The organism is Pelatocladus sp. BLCC-F211 (genome assembly GCF_041928655.1).
Taxonomy (GTDB): domain Bacteria; phylum Cyanobacteriota; class Cyanobacteriia; order Cyanobacteriales; family Nostocaceae; genus Pelatocladus.
In genome coordinates this window covers 1-18,468 of the sequence record NZ_JBHFLM010000196.1, presented here as the reverse complement: position 1 = coordinate 18,468, position 18,468 = coordinate 1, and the positions used below count along the sequence as shown (strand labels likewise).

15 protein-coding genes and 1 pseudogene are annotated in these 18,468 nt (G+C 42.4%); 10 read left to right on the top strand and 6 right to left on the bottom strand.

The features are described from left to right. Positions 1-72 precede the first annotated feature (72 nt). Both ACE1AT_RS23200 and ACE1AT_RS23195 read right to left on the bottom strand, forming a co-directional pair. Entirely contained in the window at positions 73-1,041 is a 969-nt protein-coding gene (locus tag ACE1AT_RS23200) for a hypothetical protein (protein WP_374872653.1), read from the bottom strand. A gap of 489 nt (positions 1,042-1,530) precedes the next feature. Next, the gene (locus tag ACE1AT_RS23195) at positions 1,531-3,366 is read right to left on the bottom strand and encodes an ABC transporter ATP-binding protein (RefSeq protein WP_374872651.1); all 1,836 of its coding nucleotides are present in this window, start codon (positions 3,364-3,366) and stop codon (positions 1,531-1,533) included. A 271-nt stretch (positions 3,367-3,637) separates the two neighbouring features. On the opposite strand from ACE1AT_RS23195, the gene ACE1AT_RS23190 reads away from it, so the two are divergent. Next, positions 3,638-5,485: a VWA domain-containing protein gene (locus ACE1AT_RS23190; RefSeq protein WP_374872648.1), complete on the top strand. Its 1,848-nt coding sequence runs from the start codon at positions 3,638-3,640 to the stop codon at positions 5,483-5,485. Positions 5,486-5,698: 213 nt separating this feature from the next. Here the strand turns inward: ACE1AT_RS23190 and ACE1AT_RS23185 are convergent, their stop codons facing one another. Beyond that, the gene (locus tag ACE1AT_RS23185; protein WP_374872646.1) at positions 5,699-6,064 is read right to left on the bottom strand and encodes a DUF6745 domain-containing protein; all 366 of its coding nucleotides are present in this window, start codon (positions 6,062-6,064) and stop codon (positions 5,699-5,701) included. Between the two features lie 26 nt (positions 6,065-6,090). Further along, complete coding sequence (locus ACE1AT_RS23180) at positions 6,091-6,432, bottom strand: hypothetical protein (protein ID WP_374872643.1); 342 nt, start codon at positions 6,430-6,432, stop codon at positions 6,091-6,093. A gap of 310 nt (positions 6,433-6,742) precedes the next feature. Here ACE1AT_RS23180 and ACE1AT_RS23175 point away from each other — a divergent pair, with 310 nt between their 5' ends. The 8 genes and pseudogenes from ACE1AT_RS23175 to ACE1AT_RS23140 all read left to right on the top strand — a co-directional run. Further along, positions 6,743-7,936 carry a TPM domain-containing protein gene (locus ACE1AT_RS23175; protein ID WP_374872640.1) on the top strand — a complete coding sequence of 398 codons (1,194 nt, stop codon included), beginning with the start codon at positions 6,743-6,745 and terminating at the stop codon, positions 7,934-7,936. Positions 7,937-7,941: 5 nt separating this feature from the next. Continuing rightward, positions 7,942-8,715, top strand: a complete 774-nt coding sequence (locus ACE1AT_RS23170; RefSeq protein WP_374872638.1) for a LemA family protein — start codon at positions 7,942-7,944, stop codon at positions 8,713-8,715. A 286-nt stretch (positions 8,716-9,001) separates the two neighbouring features. Further along, positions 9,002-10,450, top strand: coding sequence for a F0F1 ATP synthase subunit beta (atpD, locus tag ACE1AT_RS23165; protein WP_374872636.1), 1,449 nt, complete (start codon positions 9,002-9,004; stop codon positions 10,448-10,450). Between the two features lie 99 nt (positions 10,451-10,549). Beyond that, entirely contained in the window at positions 10,550-10,963 is a 414-nt protein-coding gene (gene atpC, locus ACE1AT_RS23160; protein WP_374872634.1) for an ATP synthase F1 subunit epsilon, read from the top strand. 57 nt (positions 10,964-11,020) lie between these two features. Then, complete coding sequence (locus tag ACE1AT_RS23155) at positions 11,021-12,091, top strand: hypothetical protein (protein WP_374872632.1); 1,071 nt, start codon at positions 11,021-11,023, stop codon at positions 12,089-12,091. Positions 12,092-12,394: 303 nt separating this feature from the next. Then, on the top strand, positions 12,395-14,590 hold the full coding sequence (locus ACE1AT_RS23150) for an SPFH domain-containing protein (RefSeq protein ID WP_374872630.1): 2,196 nt from the start codon (positions 12,395-12,397) through the stop codon (positions 14,588-14,590). A 99-nt stretch (positions 14,591-14,689) separates the two neighbouring features. After that, the gene (locus ACE1AT_RS23145) at positions 14,690-14,839 is read left to right on the top strand and encodes a hypothetical protein (RefSeq protein WP_374872787.1); all 150 of its coding nucleotides are present in this window, start codon (positions 14,690-14,692) and stop codon (positions 14,837-14,839) included. After that, positions 14,790-15,887: pseudogene (locus tag ACE1AT_RS23140) on the top strand (serine/threonine protein kinase); the annotation flags it as partial. The gene ACE1AT_RS23145 and the pseudogene ACE1AT_RS23140, both read left to right, overlap by 50 nt. Before the next feature lie 97 nt (positions 15,888-15,984). Here ACE1AT_RS23140 and ACE1AT_RS23135 read toward each other — a convergent pair. Then, positions 15,985-16,290 (bottom strand): 30S ribosomal protein PSRP-3, encoded by a 306-nt coding sequence (locus ACE1AT_RS23135; protein ID WP_016860032.1) that lies wholly within the window; start codon positions 16,288-16,290, stop codon positions 15,985-15,987. A 188-nt stretch (positions 16,291-16,478) separates the two neighbouring features. Between ACE1AT_RS23135 and ACE1AT_RS23130 the strand changes: the two genes are divergently transcribed. After that, on the top strand, positions 16,479-17,258 hold the full coding sequence (locus ACE1AT_RS23130; RefSeq protein WP_374872628.1) for a TIGR01548 family HAD-type hydrolase: 780 nt from the start codon (positions 16,479-16,481) through the stop codon (positions 17,256-17,258). Positions 17,259-17,317: 59 nt separating this feature from the next. On the opposite strand, the gene ACE1AT_RS23125 is transcribed toward ACE1AT_RS23130, so the two are convergent. Next, positions 17,318-18,262: an NAD(P)-dependent alcohol dehydrogenase gene (locus ACE1AT_RS23125; RefSeq protein ID WP_374872626.1), complete on the bottom strand. Its 945-nt coding sequence runs from the start codon at positions 18,260-18,262 to the stop codon at positions 17,318-17,320. Between the last annotated feature and the right edge of the window lie 206 nt (positions 18,263-18,468).

Below are 18,468 nucleotides of genomic sequence, written 5' to 3'. Positions count from 1 at the left end.
AATGATTAGGAATCGGTGAACAGTTAACAGTTAACAGTTAACAGTAAGTAATTGAATTTGATAACTGCACATTTATGCTTCGTAGCTGCTTAATAGTCTTAATTGGTCAGCAGATTCTATACTTGAACCATAGAGTTCAACGAATCTTCTAAACAGCCACATTGTTTTGTGAGTTGAAATCCTATTTAAGTTGATTAAACGCTCTATATTTCTTTTCGCAAGTGCGCGTAAATAGGGTAAATCTTCATACAGTGTTAAACAAGAGGCAAAATGTAAGATAATTTGCATTATGGGTTTGGGCCATTCTAGATCACTGTAAATATCTACAAAAAACTTATGGGCGTTATTGTTTAAAGGCAGAGCATTGAAGATAACGATAATTTTTTTGTTGTTATAAACTGGAATACTTAGTTCAACAGTAAAAGGAGTATGCAATATTAACTCTACTTCGACTATTGGTCGTCGCCAAATTCTTAAAATATTAATATTTGATACAGCTAACATTGTTTGAAATTTTAGCATTCCGCCATGAGTAGTCGCTTGAACATCATTCACATCAACAACTTTTAAATTACTCAGGCTAAAGCTGTGAACTGTTTCCAGATGTTTTAAATTTAATAAATGATAGATTTGGCAGATATAGGGAAAGGGCAGCGTATATGCTTGACTGATCATATGTTGATCTTGCAGATCAAATATTCTATCTTTGACTGTAGATATTGCTTGCTGGCGATAATGAGCTAAATCAGTTTGATCACTTGTCGAGATTTCATCATCATCATGATTTAAGTTTTCTTCTGGCTTCAAAAATAACCAACTTAAGAATAAGAAAGAGATCGCGCATATCTGTAAAATCTCTGTTGCAGATAAATAATCATCAGCAAATGCAGCCACACCTCTATCAGTAATTGCGAACATCCAAGAAAAAATACCCCAAAACCAAATACTATTTTTCAGATTCACCAACAAGAGAGAAATTTCTACAGTTTGATGACTTTTCTCAGATTCACAAACACGGTTAGGCACAATATTATTAGTCATAGCAGTTCAACTATTTTTTTTAGTTTGTTAGACAGTAGTAAAATTACTATCGTCATTTAATTTCCTGTTATAACTTAAGCTTGCTCATTTTCTACTCTTAAAGACCTCTTCCATAAGTAACAATTCTAAAGCTATTTAACTGTTTAATTAGATATAAAAGTTTGAGATGATAGAAAAAAGCTAGCAAACAAAAATATTAACCTTATACTTCTGAAGTAGTAATTAATTGTCTGATTGTCAAAATTTATTAACATACGCTATTAAGCTCAGTTACACTTATGTTAGTCGCGCTCAATAATAGCAAATTAATCAACTCAGAAAAAATGCTTGTGTAGTATGTAATTAGAGTTTTGACAATCTAAAACATATTTGAATCATGCTTTAGTAAGTAGAACAGTGTAAATAATTAAAGGTTTGTAGTAAGGACTTTAGTCCTTATTGGAGGACTAAAGTCCTTACTACGAACTAGATTCCAATAAGCACAACAGTTTACTGATACCCTGCTGCTTGCAAATAAAACAGCCTCGCGTACCTCCCCCCATTCTGCAATAACTCCTCGTGATTTCCCTCTTCTACCACTTCCCCAGCTTCTATTACCAAAATTTTGTCAGCCATCCGCACTGTTGAAAAACGGTGAGAGATTAAAAACACCATCTGATTTTTAGTTAAAGCCCGAAAATGATTGAAAATCTCGTACTCAGCTTGAGCATCCATCGCTGATGTCGGCTCATCCAAAACTACTATATCTGCGTTAGTTCGCATAAAAGCACGGGCGAGGGCAACTTTCTGCCATTGTCCTCCAGAAAGTTCCTGTCCGCCTTTGAACCACTTACCCAACTGCGTAGTGAAACCCGTAGGTAATTTTTCAATAAAAGGTAGCGCCATACCTTTTTCAGCAGCAATTTCCCACAATTCCCTATCTTCCATCCGTTCCACATCACCCACACCGATGTTCTCTCCTACCGTAAATTGGTAGCGGACAAAGTTCTGGAAAATGACGCCAATGCGTCGTCGCAATACCTCCACATCCCACTCTTGTAAATCCAAGCCATCTAGTAAAATCCTGCCGGAACTGGGGTTGTAGAGTCGAGTCAGTAGTTTAATTAAAGTAGTTTTACCAGAACCGTTTTCACCCACAATCGCTAATTTCTCTCCTGGTTTTAGGTGAAAAGAAATATTTGTTAATGCAGGTTGGATACTTTCTGGATAGGTAAACGTGACATTTTCAAACCGAATACCATCTCCAGGTTTCACACCTCTGGTTGCTTTCCCTCTTGGTTGTGGTACTTCCTCCTCTAGAAATTCGTAGAGATTAGAAAGATATAAATTGTCTTCGTACATTCCCCCGATGGAAGTCAAAGCACCAGAAAAAGTCATTTGTCCTTGGCGAAACACGGTGAGATACATCGTCATATCGCCTAGAGAAATTCTCCCCGCGACGGTTTCCAGTACAATCCAAGCGTAGGCGATATAAAAAGCAACCGTACTTAGCAAACTCAGCAAATATCCCCACATTCCCCGCCGGATTGTTAAGTTGCGGTCTTCATCGTAGAGTTGATAGAAGATATTGCGATAACGTTCCAGCAACATCTCTCCCAATTGGTAGAGTTTCACTTCCTTGGCGAAATCTTCTCTCGCAGCCAAGGTTTCTAAATAATGCTGCTGGCGAGTTTCCGGTGCGCGCCAACGAAACAAGCGAAAAGCTTCCCCCGCAAATCTAGTTTCGGCAACGAATGCAGGCATGGCTGCTAAGATCAGTACAAGCAATGCCCAAATTGAGAATTTGATTAACAGAGCGCCATAGGTTAACAGTGAAAGGGCGCTTTGTACTAAGCCAAAGGTACGGTTGACTAGCGAAAGGGGACGAATAGAAGCTTCTCGGCGAGCGTTTGTGAGTTTATCGTAAAATTCCGAGTCTTCAAACTGTGTCAGTTCTAGAGTCAGGGCTTTTTCCAAGATTAATTCATTCACCCGTTGACTGAGTAACACCCGCAACAACGATTGACAAATTGTTAGTCCCCTTTGGCTAAAAGCAAGTAAAGCTACAGCGATCGCTTCTATTCCTACATAGATCAGAGGATGAGAGTGATTGACAATATTGCTAGTTTGTGTATGATTTTGAGATGCAAAAACCACCGCATCGACAATTAACTTACCGATGTAAGCTAAAGCTGCTGGTAATAAACCAGCCACCAGAGTTAAAGTTGCCAGAATAATCGTCAGAGAGCGATTAGTGTTCCATACTAAAGCGATCGCTCGTCCACTGTAGCGAAATACCGCCAACGATTGGCGCAGGGCGTTACGTTTTTTACGAAGAGTCCTCATTATTATTTGTATAACGCAAATCGCCTGTATTTGCCTATATTTATCGAATTGATGAATTAGAAAGTTCGTAGTAAGCACCAAGCGTGCTTAAAAATAAGGACTAAAGTCCTTACTACAAACGTTAAGAAATATCAAAATCTTTGAAAATCTTGTCACAGACAAAGGATAAAGAATTAAATCTTGACGCGCACTGGGCAAACTAAAAGCAACATTGATTGTGACCGTATTAAAAACTTCACCAGTGATTAAAAATAATTTTGAGAGTCTACAAATGATCAAAACAAGTTACGCATTTGACCAAGCGATATTACCTGCCGGCTCTTCATTAAAGACTAATTTGTTGCTCCGTTTTCGTGCTGACATACCTGAGTCTGGGCGACGTGATCTTAACTTGTCTCTTGTCATTGATCGTTCTGGCTCTATGGCAGGCGCTCCCTTGTTTCATGCGCTCAAAGCTGCTGAATCTGTAGTCGATCAACTTGAGGCAAATGATATTCTTTCAGTGGTTGTTTACGATGATGCAGTGGATACCGTTGTGCCACCCCAGTCTGTAAACAACAAATCTGCATTGAAAAATGCTATCAGCAAGGTCTACGCAGGAGGTATTACGAATTTATCTGGGGGATGGCTCAAAGGTTGCGAATATGTGAAACAGCAACTTCATCCGCAAAAAATCAACCGTGTGCTGCTGCTGACCGATGGTCATGCCAATATGGGTATTCAAGATCCCAAAGTACTCACAGCAACAGCAGGGCAAAAAGCTGAGGAAGGTATGATCACAACTACATTAGGTTTTGATCAGGGTTTCAATGAGGATCTGCTGATTGGTATGGCGAGAGCCGCTAGTGGCAACTTCTACTTTATTCAAAGCATTGATGAAGCAGCCGAAGTCTTCAGTATTGAGCTAGATAGCCTCAGAGCAGTGGTAGGTCAAAATCTGAAAGTCACGCTTGAGTTGGCTGATGGTGTCAATCTCGTTGATGTCTTAAGTCTGGCTAAATTTGAGCAAAATCACGTTGGTCAACCTGTGATTACTTTAGGCGAACTTTACGAGGGCGAAGACAAACTTTTGGGTTTAAGTCTGGAGATTCCTGCTGCTCAAATCGGTCAATTACCTGTGATGAAGCTGCATTACAGCGCTGATGTCGTGCAGAATGACATCATTCAAAGTGTGTCTGGTACAACAGATGTCGTCGCCAAAGTAGGCACAGTTGAAGAATCTGCTTTTGCTTCTTCTAGTCATATTATCCTTGATTTGAGCCGTCTGACTATTGCTAAGGCTAAAGAAACTGCCCTTAATCTAGCAGAGCATGGTCAACACCAAGAAGCCGAACAAACCCTACGGGCGTTGGTGCAAGAACTGCGAAATAAAGGTTTGAATGAGAATTTTGAAATTGCTGAGGAGATAGATCAGCTGGAATATTTTGCCGGAAGAATTGCCCAAAAAGCTTTGGGAAATGCCGGACGTAAAGAACTGCGCGATCAAACTTATCAGGCAATGACGCGCACTCGCAGTGATCTGGTGGGTCGTGGTGTAACTGCGGGCGATGAAATATACGCGATGCCAACAGTAAATGAAGTTGGTTCCGGTGTGGAATTATACTGTGTTCGCGAAGGAGGTAAGTTACGGGTCAAAGTCCTGTCCGATGGTTACGATGCCACTAAAAATGTGCAGTTTCCCAGAGCAATTCGTGCTGAGGGAGCGCGCTATGTTGTTGAAGGAGTGGAACTTTCAACTGATGGCTCTTTCTATCGGGTATCTGGCAAAATTAACCGTTTTGCTAAACCCGGTGAAGCAGATATCTTTGTTGCTCCCCGACAATCAAGGTCTACTAGCACTGGCAAAGCTGCCAAAGGCCCCGCCAGCGCTGCCGACCTACTTACCACCGACAGTGTAAATAATGGCATTCTTGTTCAGTGTGTGAAAGATGGCAGCAAGTTGCGTGCTAGGGTAGTTTCTGACGGATATGAACCTGATTGGAATATGCGTTTTCCCCGCTCAATTCGTGAGGAAGGAATGCTTTACGTCGTTGATGAAATCAAAATAGCTCCTGACGGCAAGTCTTATATAGCCTGTGGTGACATTAAGCGTTTTGTGCAACCCAACACCAGCAATTGAGTAAGTCCGCACAAATGTAGAGACGCGATTGATTAATCGCGTCTCTACTAGTTAGGGTCGTCATTGGTAAGAGTTTGAGCTGCACAAAGAGTTTCCCAATCCAAAATCCATAGATGCACGAAGTGCGGCTACCTTTGGTAGGCGCGTTAGCGACTTGGTGCAAGTAGACAGGGAGTGTCTACTCGACAGAGTAATCTAAAATCCAAAATTGTATTAGGCTTCAATTACAGGGTGATAGTCATTTGGGTTATCAAACCCAGCAATCCAGGCTGCTGCTTGATGGCAATTCTGCATATAGGGGGGGACACGTAGGATGTGAGTGTGCTTTGTGGATGGACAAATCACCTTCAACACCATCAAAGCTTCATCATCCTCAAAAGGAATGTAGATGAGTTGACGTTCCCCTCCTGCGTCTTGATCGCGATCGCGTATCAACCCTCCCACTTGCTGTAAAAATTTTTCGTATCCCAGACGCTCAAGCAGCACGCGACGCAACTCAACATTTTCTGTATTGAGGATATCTTGTCCTGTTATGGACTGGGTTTCCAATGGGCGCTGCTTGACTGGTTTCTTCGGCACACGCCCCTTCGACATCAAACTCAGCATTAATCCTCGACCTCCACGTAAGCATTAGGGCGGTATTCACGTTGTCTCCAAACACGGTAAAAACCTTGAGGTATTTCAATTGCCCGATGCTCTTCATGAACCAAAGTAGCACCTGTTTGTTTCACCTCCAGAAAAAGTTCACTACCATGCACCCATAATTGAACAGCATTAGATGGCTGGATGCGATGGCTATGTCCTGTGACTTCACCATGAGCCAGAATAGAACCTACATGCTTTTGGGCAAGATTAGGTATAGTCGCAACACGTATAATCAAAACGTCGCCATGTCTGTAAAGAACATTAGCTGAATTAACTGGAGAGTTTTTGCTGTGATTCAGCATATCTGTAATAGTATTAGAAACTTAAAATTTCAACTTTTGAACACTCATTATAGTACAAAAATACCAAAAAATAAATAATAACCCACACTTGTTAATAGTTTGCAACTGATAACTGAAGACTACCATTCTCTATGAAGTCACATTAGACGTAGAATAGAAGTAGAAGTATTGTGAAACAAATTATTTGATTAATTAGTCAAATATTAATAATTATTCTCTTAATCAAGATTTTATCATAGAACAAACCTATAACAGAAGTTGATTTTACTAAAACCTAACTCCAGAAAATTTGCTCATCGAGGCTAAAGCAATGAAATTAAATTTTCTCAAACCAAAACGCATTTTCTGGGTGAGTTTATTTTCCTTGACCATACTTGTTTATCCACTTTCAAGTCTGGCTGTGACTGTCCAAGAAGTACCTAACCCTCGACAGACAAATGGTGGTTGGGTAAGTGATATGGCAGGGATTCTCAGCGATCGCACAGAAAGCCAAATCAATCAGATGATTTCGGAATTAGAGGCAAAAAATGGCACGGAAATGGCAGTGGTGACAGTACCAGAAACTGCACCTGCAAGTACTCCGAAAAAATTTGCCACTGAATTGTTTAATAATTGGGGAATTGGCAAGAAAGGACAGGATAATGGTGTCTTGTTTTTGATTTCAGTAGGCGATCGCCGCGTGGAAATTGAGACTGGTTATGGTGTGGAAGCAATTTTGCCTGATGCGAAAGTCGGCAATATCATCGATACCCAAATCATCCCACAATTTAAAAAAGGGGATTTTCAAGCTGGTACACTGGCGGGAACAAAAGCGCTAGTACTCGTTTTAAACTCTGATCGGACATCCTCTGGAAATCAGGTAATTCCCAACCAGAATACTTCCCCGAATAGACAAGCAAATTCCGATGATGGTTTGCTTTGGGGAGTACTTTTCACAGGTGGAATGATTGTAGTGCTGACAGGAACAGTTGCTTATTTGGCACGTCCTCGTAAAGTTTTGATTGCACCAGAAGGACGTACACGCAGAAATAAGGGAAATTACATGTTTTTGTGTGCTGATTGCCAACAACCGATGGCAAAAGTAGACGACACTACAATTGATTCTTATCTCAGTAAACCAGAAAAAACAGCACAAGAAATTGGTAGTGTCAAATTTGAAGGTTGGAGATGTGCCAATTGCAGCGACAAGCTAACTGGTAATGGCTTCCACATTGTCGCCCAAGAATCTGATTCATCTCGATTTCAGAAATGTCCTAATTGTCAAGAGTTAACCGTCACCCGTACTCAAACTACTGTCAGAGCAGCTACAGAATATGATTATGGCGAACGACTAATTATCGATGAGTGCCACAATTGTGCTTATCGCAACGAAAAAGAGGAAATCATTCCTTGTTTACCTCCGTCTTCTGTCATAAGTTTTGGTGGTGGTGATTCTAGTGGTGGCGGTGGTGATAGCTTTGGTGGTGGAAGTAGCGGTGGTGGTGGTGCTGGTGATAGCTGGTGAATACTATGAACAATCCACACAAGAAAATTCCTGAAGAAATTGCCCCGGAGGTGCTAGAGTTAGCCTCGCGCTACTACGCCAATCACACCCAAAGTTATTCGGTTTCGGAATTGGTCGCAGCAGGAAAGGAAGCTGATATTCCCGCCGAGTTTATTCAGCAAGCTATCCAAGATGTGCAAGCAAAGCACAAACAGCAGCAAGAACAACAAAAGCGACTAGTGCATCTGCGCCAAAGACTATTGCTAGCTGGTGTTGGGATAGTAGCAGCATTAACTATTTGGTGTGGCTGGACTTACAACTCTCTTCAAAGCAGTAACACTAAAGTTGATGCAGCTTGGGCGCAAGTCGAAAATCAACTTCAAAGACGTGCTGATCTGATTCCCAACCTTGTGAACGTGACAAAAGCCTATGCTAAACAGGAAAAAGAGTTAGTCTCTTTGTTGGTGCGATCACGTCAGGCTTATTTACAAGCAACTACCCCTAATCAAAAAGCTGTTGCAACAGTACAAATCAATCAAGCGATCGACCGTTTCCGTGATTATGCATTTGCTCATCCCCAATTGCAATCAAGCCAATTATTTACCAATCTTCAGTACGAGTTAACAGGTACTGAAAATCGTCTTGCAGTCGAGCGGATGCGCTACAACCAAGCGGTGCAAGCATATAATCAAAAAGTTCAGAGTTTTCCTAACTCACTCGTTGCCAATACTTTTGGGTTTGAGAAAAAAGAATTTTTTCAAGCTACAAATACCGACGTTCCCAACGTTCCCAGCCAATAAATTATTTAGACACGAGCTTCATTCAGGCAGTCCCAATGAAAAAATTTCACAAGCCTTGCATGAAAGTAGGATTCTTCCTACACCCCTACACTCTTTTTAGTCTCTTGACCAAATCTAAACGCCCCTACTGTGATCCTAACCTGGCTAACTCACTGATTTGCCCAAGCTTAATAATAAATTTATGCCAAATTCTAGCGTCGTTCAGTGCTACTCTTGAAAATGACATAGCTTAATTTTAAGTCTCTTACGACCCGATCTGAAATATAGCTTCAATCATAGACTCAGCATGGTCACCACAGCACAAAAAACAAACATTGGTTACATTACCCAAATCATTGGGCCGGTTGTAGACGTAAAATTCCCTAGCGGAAAAATGCCACCAATCTACAACGCTTTGCAAGTCTCTGGCACTAACGAAGCTGGACAGAAAATCGCAATTACCTGCGAAGTACAGCAACTGCTTGGTGACAACCAGGTGCGGGCTGTGGCGATGACTTCTACTGATGGCTTAGTACGTGGTATGGAAGCTGTCGATACTGGCGCTCCCATTAGCGTACCTGTTGGTAAAGCCACCCTGGGTCGGATTTTCAACGTCCTGGGCGAACCTGTAGATAATCAAGGGCCTGTCAACAGCGAAGAGAAATTACCCATCCACCGCGCTGCTCCCAAACTCACCGAACTGGAAACCAAACCTTCCGTGTTTGAAACTGGGATTAAAGTTGTTGACCTGCTGACTCCCTACCGTCGTGGCGGTAAGATTGGTCTGTTTGGTGGTGCAGGCGTCGGCAAAACCGTGATCATGATGGAGTTGATTAACAACATCGCGACTCAACACGGTGGTGTGTCTGTGTTTGCTGGCGTGGGTGAGCGCACTCGTGAGGGCAATGACCTCTACAATGAAATGATCGAATCTGGGGTGATCAACAAAGATAACCTCAACGAATCTAAAATTGCTCTCGTTTATGGTCAGATGAACGAACCACCCGGAGCAAGAATGCGTGTCGGTCTGTCTGGTTTGACCATGGCAGAATACTTCCGGGATGTGAACAAGCAAGACGTACTGTTGTTTATCGACAACATCTTCCGTTTCGTACAAGCTGGTTCCGAAGTATCAGCGCTGTTAGGACGGATGCCTTCTGCGGTAGGATATCAGCCGACATTGGGTACAGATGTGGGTGAACTGCAAGAGCGCATCACTTCCACCAACGAAGGTTCTATCACCTCTATCCAAGCTGTGTACGTACCTGCGGACGACTTGACTGACCCCGCACCTGCTACCACCTTTGCTCACTTGGATGGAACAACTGTATTGTCTCGTGGTTTGGCAGCTAAGGGTATTTATCCGGCGGTAGATCCTCTGGGTTCCACTTCCACTATGTTACAGCCTAACATTGTTGGTGATGAACACTACAACACCGCTCGTTCTGTACAATCAACCCTACAACGTTACAAGGAACTGCAAGACATTATTGCCATCCTTGGTTTGGATGAATTGTCTGAAGATGACCGTCTGGTTGTTGCACGCGCCCGCAAAATTGAGCGCTTCTTGTCTCAGCCGTTCTTCGTCGCTGAAGTATTCACCGGTTCTCCTGGTAAATACGTGAAGTTGGAAGATACAATCAAAGGCTTCAACATGATTTTGTCTGGTGAGTTGGACGAACTGCCAGAACAAGCATTCTACATGGTCGGCAGCATTGACGAAGCCGTTGCTAAAGCTGAAAAACTCAAAGGCTAGTCTTTAGTGAACAGTTATCAGTGAACAGTTGTCACTTGATAACTGTTCGCTGATAGTTCATGACTGATAACTGATAACTGATAACTGATAACTGACCATATGCCATTAACAGTTCGTGTAATTTCCCCAGACAAAACAATCTGGGATGCTCCTGCTGAAGAAGTAATTTTGCCCAGTACTACTGGTCAGCTAGGTATCCTCACTGGACACGCACCATTATTAACAGCCTTGGATACTGGTGTGATGCGAGTACGTCCTAGTAAAAATCAAGGCTGGACACCGATTGCTCTTCTAGGTGGATTTGCTGAAGTAGAAGAAGATGAAGTGACCATTCTGGTCAATGGTGCAGAACGTGGCGACAAAATTGACCTTGAGGAAGCTCGTACTGCTTTTAACGAAGCACAAAGCCGTTTAGGTCAAGTTAAAGAAGGCGATCGCCAAGGTCAAATCCAAGCCAACCAAGCCTTTAAACGCGCCCGCGCTCGTTTTCAAGCTGCTGGTGGCATGGTATAATTAAAAACCCGGTTCCTTATCGAAACCGGGTTTTTGATAAGTATTAGATTTTCTAAAATGAGAGTAGAGATTTTGGCGGGTTTAGTGGGAGCGATCGCAACTGGATGTACGAGCTTTGCGACTCCAAATGTGCAGCAAGGAAACAACAGCGCCAACATTAATACACCAAGTCAAACGGTTCGAGGCGATCAACAGGAAAATAACTCAATCCTCGCTTCTCAGGGTGAGAAGATTCTATCCAGGACTAAAAATTCTTCCAATCCTGCCGAACAGCTCGATCTCAAAGAAGGTATGTCATATCAGAAAGCGCGAGAGCTGCTGATTAAACAAGGTTGGCAACCCCATATACAGGGCGAACCGCCCAATCTTAATAATACTCCTGTAAGAGAATTATTTGATTTTGGGTATGAGGAGGTTAAAGACTGCTCAGGGACAGGAGTAGGGGCTTGTCTGTTCGAGTTTACAAATAAAGCCGGAGAAATACTGTCTGTATCGGCGAGGTTGACTGACTCCAACAATCTAAAACGAGTAGTTTGGCGTTGGTGGATCGAGAAGGGAACAAACACTCATCAACAAACCTCAGTTTCTGCTGATCATCAAGCGAAATTGCCGTTTATCGGCACTAGATTTTTTAATTTTCTCGGTGGAAATGGAACTGGTCAATCGATAGCGATCGCAACTGATGGCACCACTATAGTTAAACTTAACGGTACAGTTAGCAGTTCAGTTCTATATCGCGGAAAATTTTCCAATCCGATCATATTGCAAGACGGAAGTGGCTTAGGATTACTTTTAAAAGACGATAAAATATACAGCCTGTCGGCTGATGGACAAATAGCGAAAGGCTGTAGAGGTGAAGGAACAGTTTGTGAGTCATCTGTGATTGAAGCTTCACTTCCTCCGATTGTAGATGGGTTTTATATACTCGGAGGAACAGGTCAAGGTTTAGAAGTTAAAGGGGAACAATATCGATATTATGACGAGGAAGGAAATCAAGAGTGGAGACCTATTTCTGAGTTGAATTACGTCAAAGATAGGGTAGTCTTTGATGGAAAAAATTATTGGTGTATCCCTCCGAGAAGCGAAGTCGGAGTCTGCTCTAAAAATGGATGGATTCCACAGAGATAAGTTTTTCAACATCAAAATTTAATTTTGCCCAAAGATAAACCTCGTCCATCTTGAAAAGAGGAGTTTTTCAAAAAGGACATTATGTTAGGTTGGGTGGAACGGAGTGTAACCCAACATTAACCAGACTATAATGTTGGGTTTCGCTGTCGCTACACCCAACCTACAAAACTACAATTCTCAAAGTAGACGTGGTTTAACTTGAGCAGGTAAACTTTTATCAAAATTAAGAACAAGTTTAAGAAATTAGGGGAAACCTAAATGAAGTGATACATTGGATAATTAGTTGCCCAGAGGGGCAAATATATGGAAGCCTCACAAGATTCCTCTAATAAAAGTCAACAAAAGCACAATAAAATACTTCGTTTCGCAGCATCTATAATCACAACTTTGACTATAGCTGGTAGCATTCATACTGCTAGCGCTAATCCGATTAACAAAACTACTCCCCAAGAATTCGCCTCAGTCCCAACCCAAATTCAGCAGACACAACCGACGACAGTTCAACTTTCAGATGTGTCACCTTGGGGAGTTATCCCCATTATTGTTGTGGGTGGTGTTGTGATTTTTGTCCCCCTGTTTTTTGGCGGACTCGTTGTGATCGGTGAACGGGAAGTTGGGGTTGTTATTAAAAAATTTACGATTTCTGGACGTGGACTTCCCGCCGGACGCTTAATCGCCATGAATGGTGAAGCTGGTTTTCAAGCTGATACTCTAGCTCCTGGTTGGCACTGGGGCTATTGGCCTTGGCAATACTCGGTGAAAAAAGAGCCAGTGATCGCCATTCCCCAAGGTGAAATTGCTCTGATTGTAGCGGAAGATGGCACACATACCCCACCCGAACGTATTTTGGGCAAAATAGTAGAATGCGACAATTTCCAAGACGCTCGGAAATTCCTGACTCATGGTGGGGAAAAAGGGCGACAAATGGGTTTTCTCACAGCTGGTACTTACCGGATCAATACTGCCTTATTTAAAATCATCACAGCAGCTAACGCCAGCAAACATGGTATGAGTCCAGAACAGTTGCGGCTGTATAGTGTGGCTGGGGACAAAGTTGGGATCGTCACTACTCTAGATGGTCTTCCTATCCCTGGTGGTGAAATTGCTGGCCCGGTGATCGCTGCTCACGATAACTTCCAAAATGGACAAAGATTTATTGATGGTGGTGGACGTCGGGGTTTGCAAGAACAGATTTTGCTTTCTGGTTCTTGGAACTTGAATCCTTGGTTTGTCCAAGTTGAGCAAGTACCGATGACAGAAATTCCTATTGGTTATGTGGGTGTGGTGATTTCGTTCGTTGGTAAGGCGCATGAAGATGTCAGTGGTGCAGCTTTTACCCACGGTAACTTAGTCAATCAAGGACACAAAGGTGTTTGGATAGAACCACTTTATCCAGGTAAGCACCCAGTTAATACCCGGATTATGAAAATTGAATTAGTGCCAACAACCAATATTGTTTTAAATTGGTCGGTTCGCACTGAACGTCATAATTATGATGCCAAACTTGACTCTTTAACAGTACGTTCCAAAGACGGGTTTGCTTTTGATTTGGAAATTGCCCAAATTATTCACGTTGGCGCTTTGGATGCTCCCAAGGTGATTTCCCGTGTAGGTTCGATGCAGAATTTAGTAGACCATGTATTGGAACCAACGATTGGTAACTATTTCCGCAACTCAGCCCAAGATTACACCGTACTAGATTTCTTGAGTGCGCGTAGTGAACGGCAAGCAGAAGCCGCCGATTATATTAGAGTAGCGCTGCGGGCTTATGATGTACAGGCGATCGATACCCTGATTGGTGATATTCAACCGCCTGCAACGTTGATGCAAACCCAAACAGACCGGAAAATTGCTGAAGAACAACGTAAAACTTTTGAAGTCCAGCAGCAGGCGCAAACCCAGAGACAGCAACTGGTACGGGAAACAGCTTTGGCTGATATCCAACAAGATATGGTGAAGTCTGAGCAGGGCGTGATGATTGCTGAATTAAAAGCCAAGGCTGACATTCAACAAGAAGCGGTGAAATCTGAGCAAGGCGTGAAAATTGCCGAACTCAAAGCGAATGCGAAAGTTAAAGAAACCACGGGTGAAGCCCAAGCCATTCGTTTAAGAGCCGACGCAGAAGCCCAATCTCTACGACTCAAAAGCCTTGCTGAAGCCGAAGCCATCCGTGCTACTGGTAACGCCAAAGCAGAAGCTTACCGTGCTGGGGTGGAAGCTTTAGGTTCACAGGGTTATACAGCTATGCAGTTGATGCAAATTATCGGCGATCGCCACGTCCGTCTCATCCCCGATGTCTTAGTTGGCGGGAACAATGGCACTAGCAACGGTTTGGTAGATGGGTTACTTTCGATGATTCTCTGGAATCAAACAACTAAACCAGGTGAAGTCATATCACCGTTGCAGCCGAAACCACCAGTTACCGACGTCGAAGCAGTTCAAGCAAATGGTAATTCACCCGTGGTTGTGGATTTTCCATTGGATGGGAATGTCGGTTAGAGAAATTAGTTTGTAGTCAGCGTTAAAGTGCTGAGATAGAAGCACTAAAGTGCTTACTACGAACTAAATCATAAACAGTTGTCTTGTGATTTCAAAATAGTGTTACTACACGAACGCTATCGCTTAATTAAACAAATTGGTCAAGGGGGAAATTGTCAAACTTTTATCGCTGTAGATGAAGGTCAATCTCTCCCATTTTTTTGTGTTGTCCAAGAATTTGCCAGTAAAAGTGAGCGATCGCTTAGTTAAAATTATTGACAAGTTGATAGAGATTGATCTATATCATCGCTTTCAGTCAGCTGATGAAGTCATGCAAGCGCTGGGTATTTATTCACCTCAATATCTACCAGCCTGGGAACGAGGCAAAATTCCAAATCATGGACAAGAATGCTTGCATACTCTAACTGGATATTCAACTGTTTTGAGTAGTGTAAATTCTGTTGCGATTAGGTCTGATGGTCAAATATTAGCTAGTGGTCATGATGATAAAACAATTAAATTGTGGAACTTAAACACCCACAAACTCATATCTACATTAATGGGACATTCTCAAGCGGTGAAATCAATTGCTTTCAGTCCCAAGGAAAATATTTTGGCAACAGCAAGCGATGATAAAACTATTAAATTATGGAATCTGACCACATTTGAGGAGATTTGTACGCTTTTGGGACACTCAAGCGCTGTCAAATCACTTGCGTTTAGCCTTGAGGGAATTTTAGCCAGTGGTAGCTGGGATAAAACAGTTAAACTTTGGAATGTCACAACAGGTGAAGAAATTTTGATTCTAGCTGGACATCATTTACAGGTAAGTGCTGTTGCATTTAGTCCTCAAAATCAACTACTTGCTAGTGCTAGTTTTGACAGAACAATTCGTCTTTGGGATTTGTCTTCGCTTCACACCCAAACCCAGAAAAAAATTGAAAACTGCCCATGCTATAGCCTTTGTGGTCATGCATGGGCAGTTTTAACAGTCGCCTTCAGTCCCGACGGTAAAATCTTGGCAACTGGTAGCGATGATAACACTATCAAATTGTGGGATGTAAATACTGGTCAGGTAATTCACACACTACTAGGCCATTCCTGGTCTGTTCTAGCAGTAGCTTTTAGCGCTGATGGCGAAACGCTAATTAGTGGGAGTAGAGACAATACACTCAAGCTTTGGAGAGTCTGTACAGGAGAAGAAATTGTTACTCTCACTGGACATGTCGATTCAGTAACTACTGTTGTTGTCAACCCTGTTGCACAAATAATTGTAAGTGGCAGCAGGGATAAAACTATCAAGCTATGGCAGCTTTGACAACAGCAAGAATGAAGTGTGAAGTATAAAAGATGAAGGAAGGATGAAGTATTAATTTTAACCCTTCTGCCTTCTGCCTTCTGCCTTCTGCCTTCTTCTAGGCGCTACCTGTGAAAGCAACATCGGGAAATTTCCCTTGCGCTTCTGACATCGGGCGGTTTCTACCTTCCTCTTGCCAGTAGTTGATAACTTCGGTAGCTTTATTGAGTAACTCTACCCGATCTACCTCAGTAATCCAGTGTTTTGACTCTAGCTCTTTTTTTAGTTCTTCCCAAGCGTCATTTCTGGGCCAGAAAAAGTACTTAGTTAAAGGACTAGTACCTTTACCTACCACCTGATCAACCGCCAGGGCGACGTTTTCGTCTAACCACAAAATTTTCAAAATGAACTTTGACAATCGCACCTCCGCGAAATTTCCGCGCAATACTTACTAACAACAGCGATCGCTTATTCTATCGCAATCCCTGCCCGGTGGACAAATTGAATGAGGGGATTGGGGACAAAAGACAAGGAGGACAAGGGAGACAAAGGAGAATTATTTAACAAGTCTGTTCCCATTGATCATTGACTATTGACTATTGACCATTGACTATGAACATAATTGTGATTTTTGATATTGATGGTGTTGTGCGCGATGTGAGTGGTTCCTATCGTCGCGCGATCGCAGATACTGTTGAAAATTTCACTCAAGGTGAGTATCGCCCTACACCAATAGATATTGACAAGTTAAAGTCTGAAGGAATTTGGAATAATGATTGGGAAGCGTCCCAAGAGTTGATCTACCGATATTTTGAAGCTCAAGGTCAGTCCCGCGAACAATTGGGATTAGACTACAAAAATATTGTTGCTTTTTTTCAAGCTCGTTATCGAGGTACTGATCCTGAAAATTTTACTGGCTATATTTGTGATGAACCTTTATTGTTAAGTCCTAGCTATCTCGAACAACTGACTTTAGCTGGTATTGCTTGGGGATTTTTCAGTGGTGCAACTCGTGGTTCTGCTAACTACGTCTTGCAAGGTCGCCTGGGTTTACAATCTCCGGTATTAATTGCTATGGAAGATGCGCCAGGAAAACCAGATCCAACGGGACTTTTCGCTACTGTTCGCCTGTTGGAAGATGGTATTGACAAATCATCTTCAATAGTGTATGTAGGAGATACAGTAGCTGACATGTATACAGTAGAGAAAGCGCGTCAGAGATTGCTCCAACCCGAAAAAACTTGGATTGGTGTGGGTGTACTACCGCCACATGTCCAGGAAACAACAACGCGGCGTGATGCTTATGCTGAGACTCTGCGCCAAGCAGGAGCAGCTATAGTTTTGCATAATGTGCAGGAACTCACGCCAGCAAAGATTTTAGAATTAATTTAGTAAAGGCGGATTCTAGGTGGTGCGTTAGCCTGCGGCATAACGCACCCTACTTGTGAATTTTATGTTATGGCGATCGCAATTTTCCCCACAGCGCGTCCAGTTTCGCTATAAGCATGAGCTGCGGCTAATTCTTGGAGGGGATAGGTGCGATCAATCACAGTACGAAGTTTAGCGGCTTCAATCAATTCTTTCAGATAAACTAAATCTTGAGCTTTGGGTGATTCCAGCACCAATTTGGCTTTTTTCCCAGGAATAATCATTGTCACAATTCCCGGCAGAATATTTTCCGGGGTGGGTAGCGTAGTCACGTAAATTCCGTTAGGCTTTAATACTTTTTGGCAATCAAAAAAAGACCGCTTCCCAACTGTATCAAAAATAATATCGTATTGCACTGGGTCTTGAGTAAAATCTTGCTGCGTGTAATCGATGACGCGATCTGCTCCTAAAGATTTCACAAAATCTAGGTTTTTCGTACTGCAAACACCAGTCACTTCTGCACCCAGTATCTTGGCAATTTGTACCGCGAAAATACCCACACCACCAGAAGCACCATTAATTAAAACAGCTTGTCCTGGTTTAATGTTGCCTTGATCTCGCAGTCCTTGTAAAGCAGTCAATCCAGCGACGGGTATAGAAGCTGCTTCTATATAGCTGATATTTGTGGGTTTAAGAGCAGCACAATTTTCTGGTACTGCGACAAATTCTGCATAAGCACCTGCACTTGGTGGTTTCAGAGTCCCGTAAATTGAATCTCCGATTGTGAAGCGTGTAACATTAGAACCAACTTCCACGACTTCACCTGCCAAATCAAATCCCAGAATCATGGGGAATTTATTGCCTGTCACAATTTTCAACATTCCCTTGCGGATTTTCCAATCAGCAGGGTTAATACAACTGGCGTGAACTTTCACAAGTAATTCGTCAGCTTTGATTGTTGGTGGTGCTACATCTTCATATTGCAACACATCAGCAGAACCATACCGATGAATGACAGCTGCTTTCATCCTCTTTGCTCCCGGTATGCGAATTATGAATTCACTGACTTTACTATAGTTAAACCTCGTCCATCTTGAAAAGAGGAGTTTTTCAAAAAGGACATTATGTAGGTTGGGTGGAACGGAGTGTAACCCAACATTAACCAGACTATAATGTTGGGTTTCGCTGTCGCTATACCCAACCTACAAAACTTTACTATAGTTAATTATTTTTC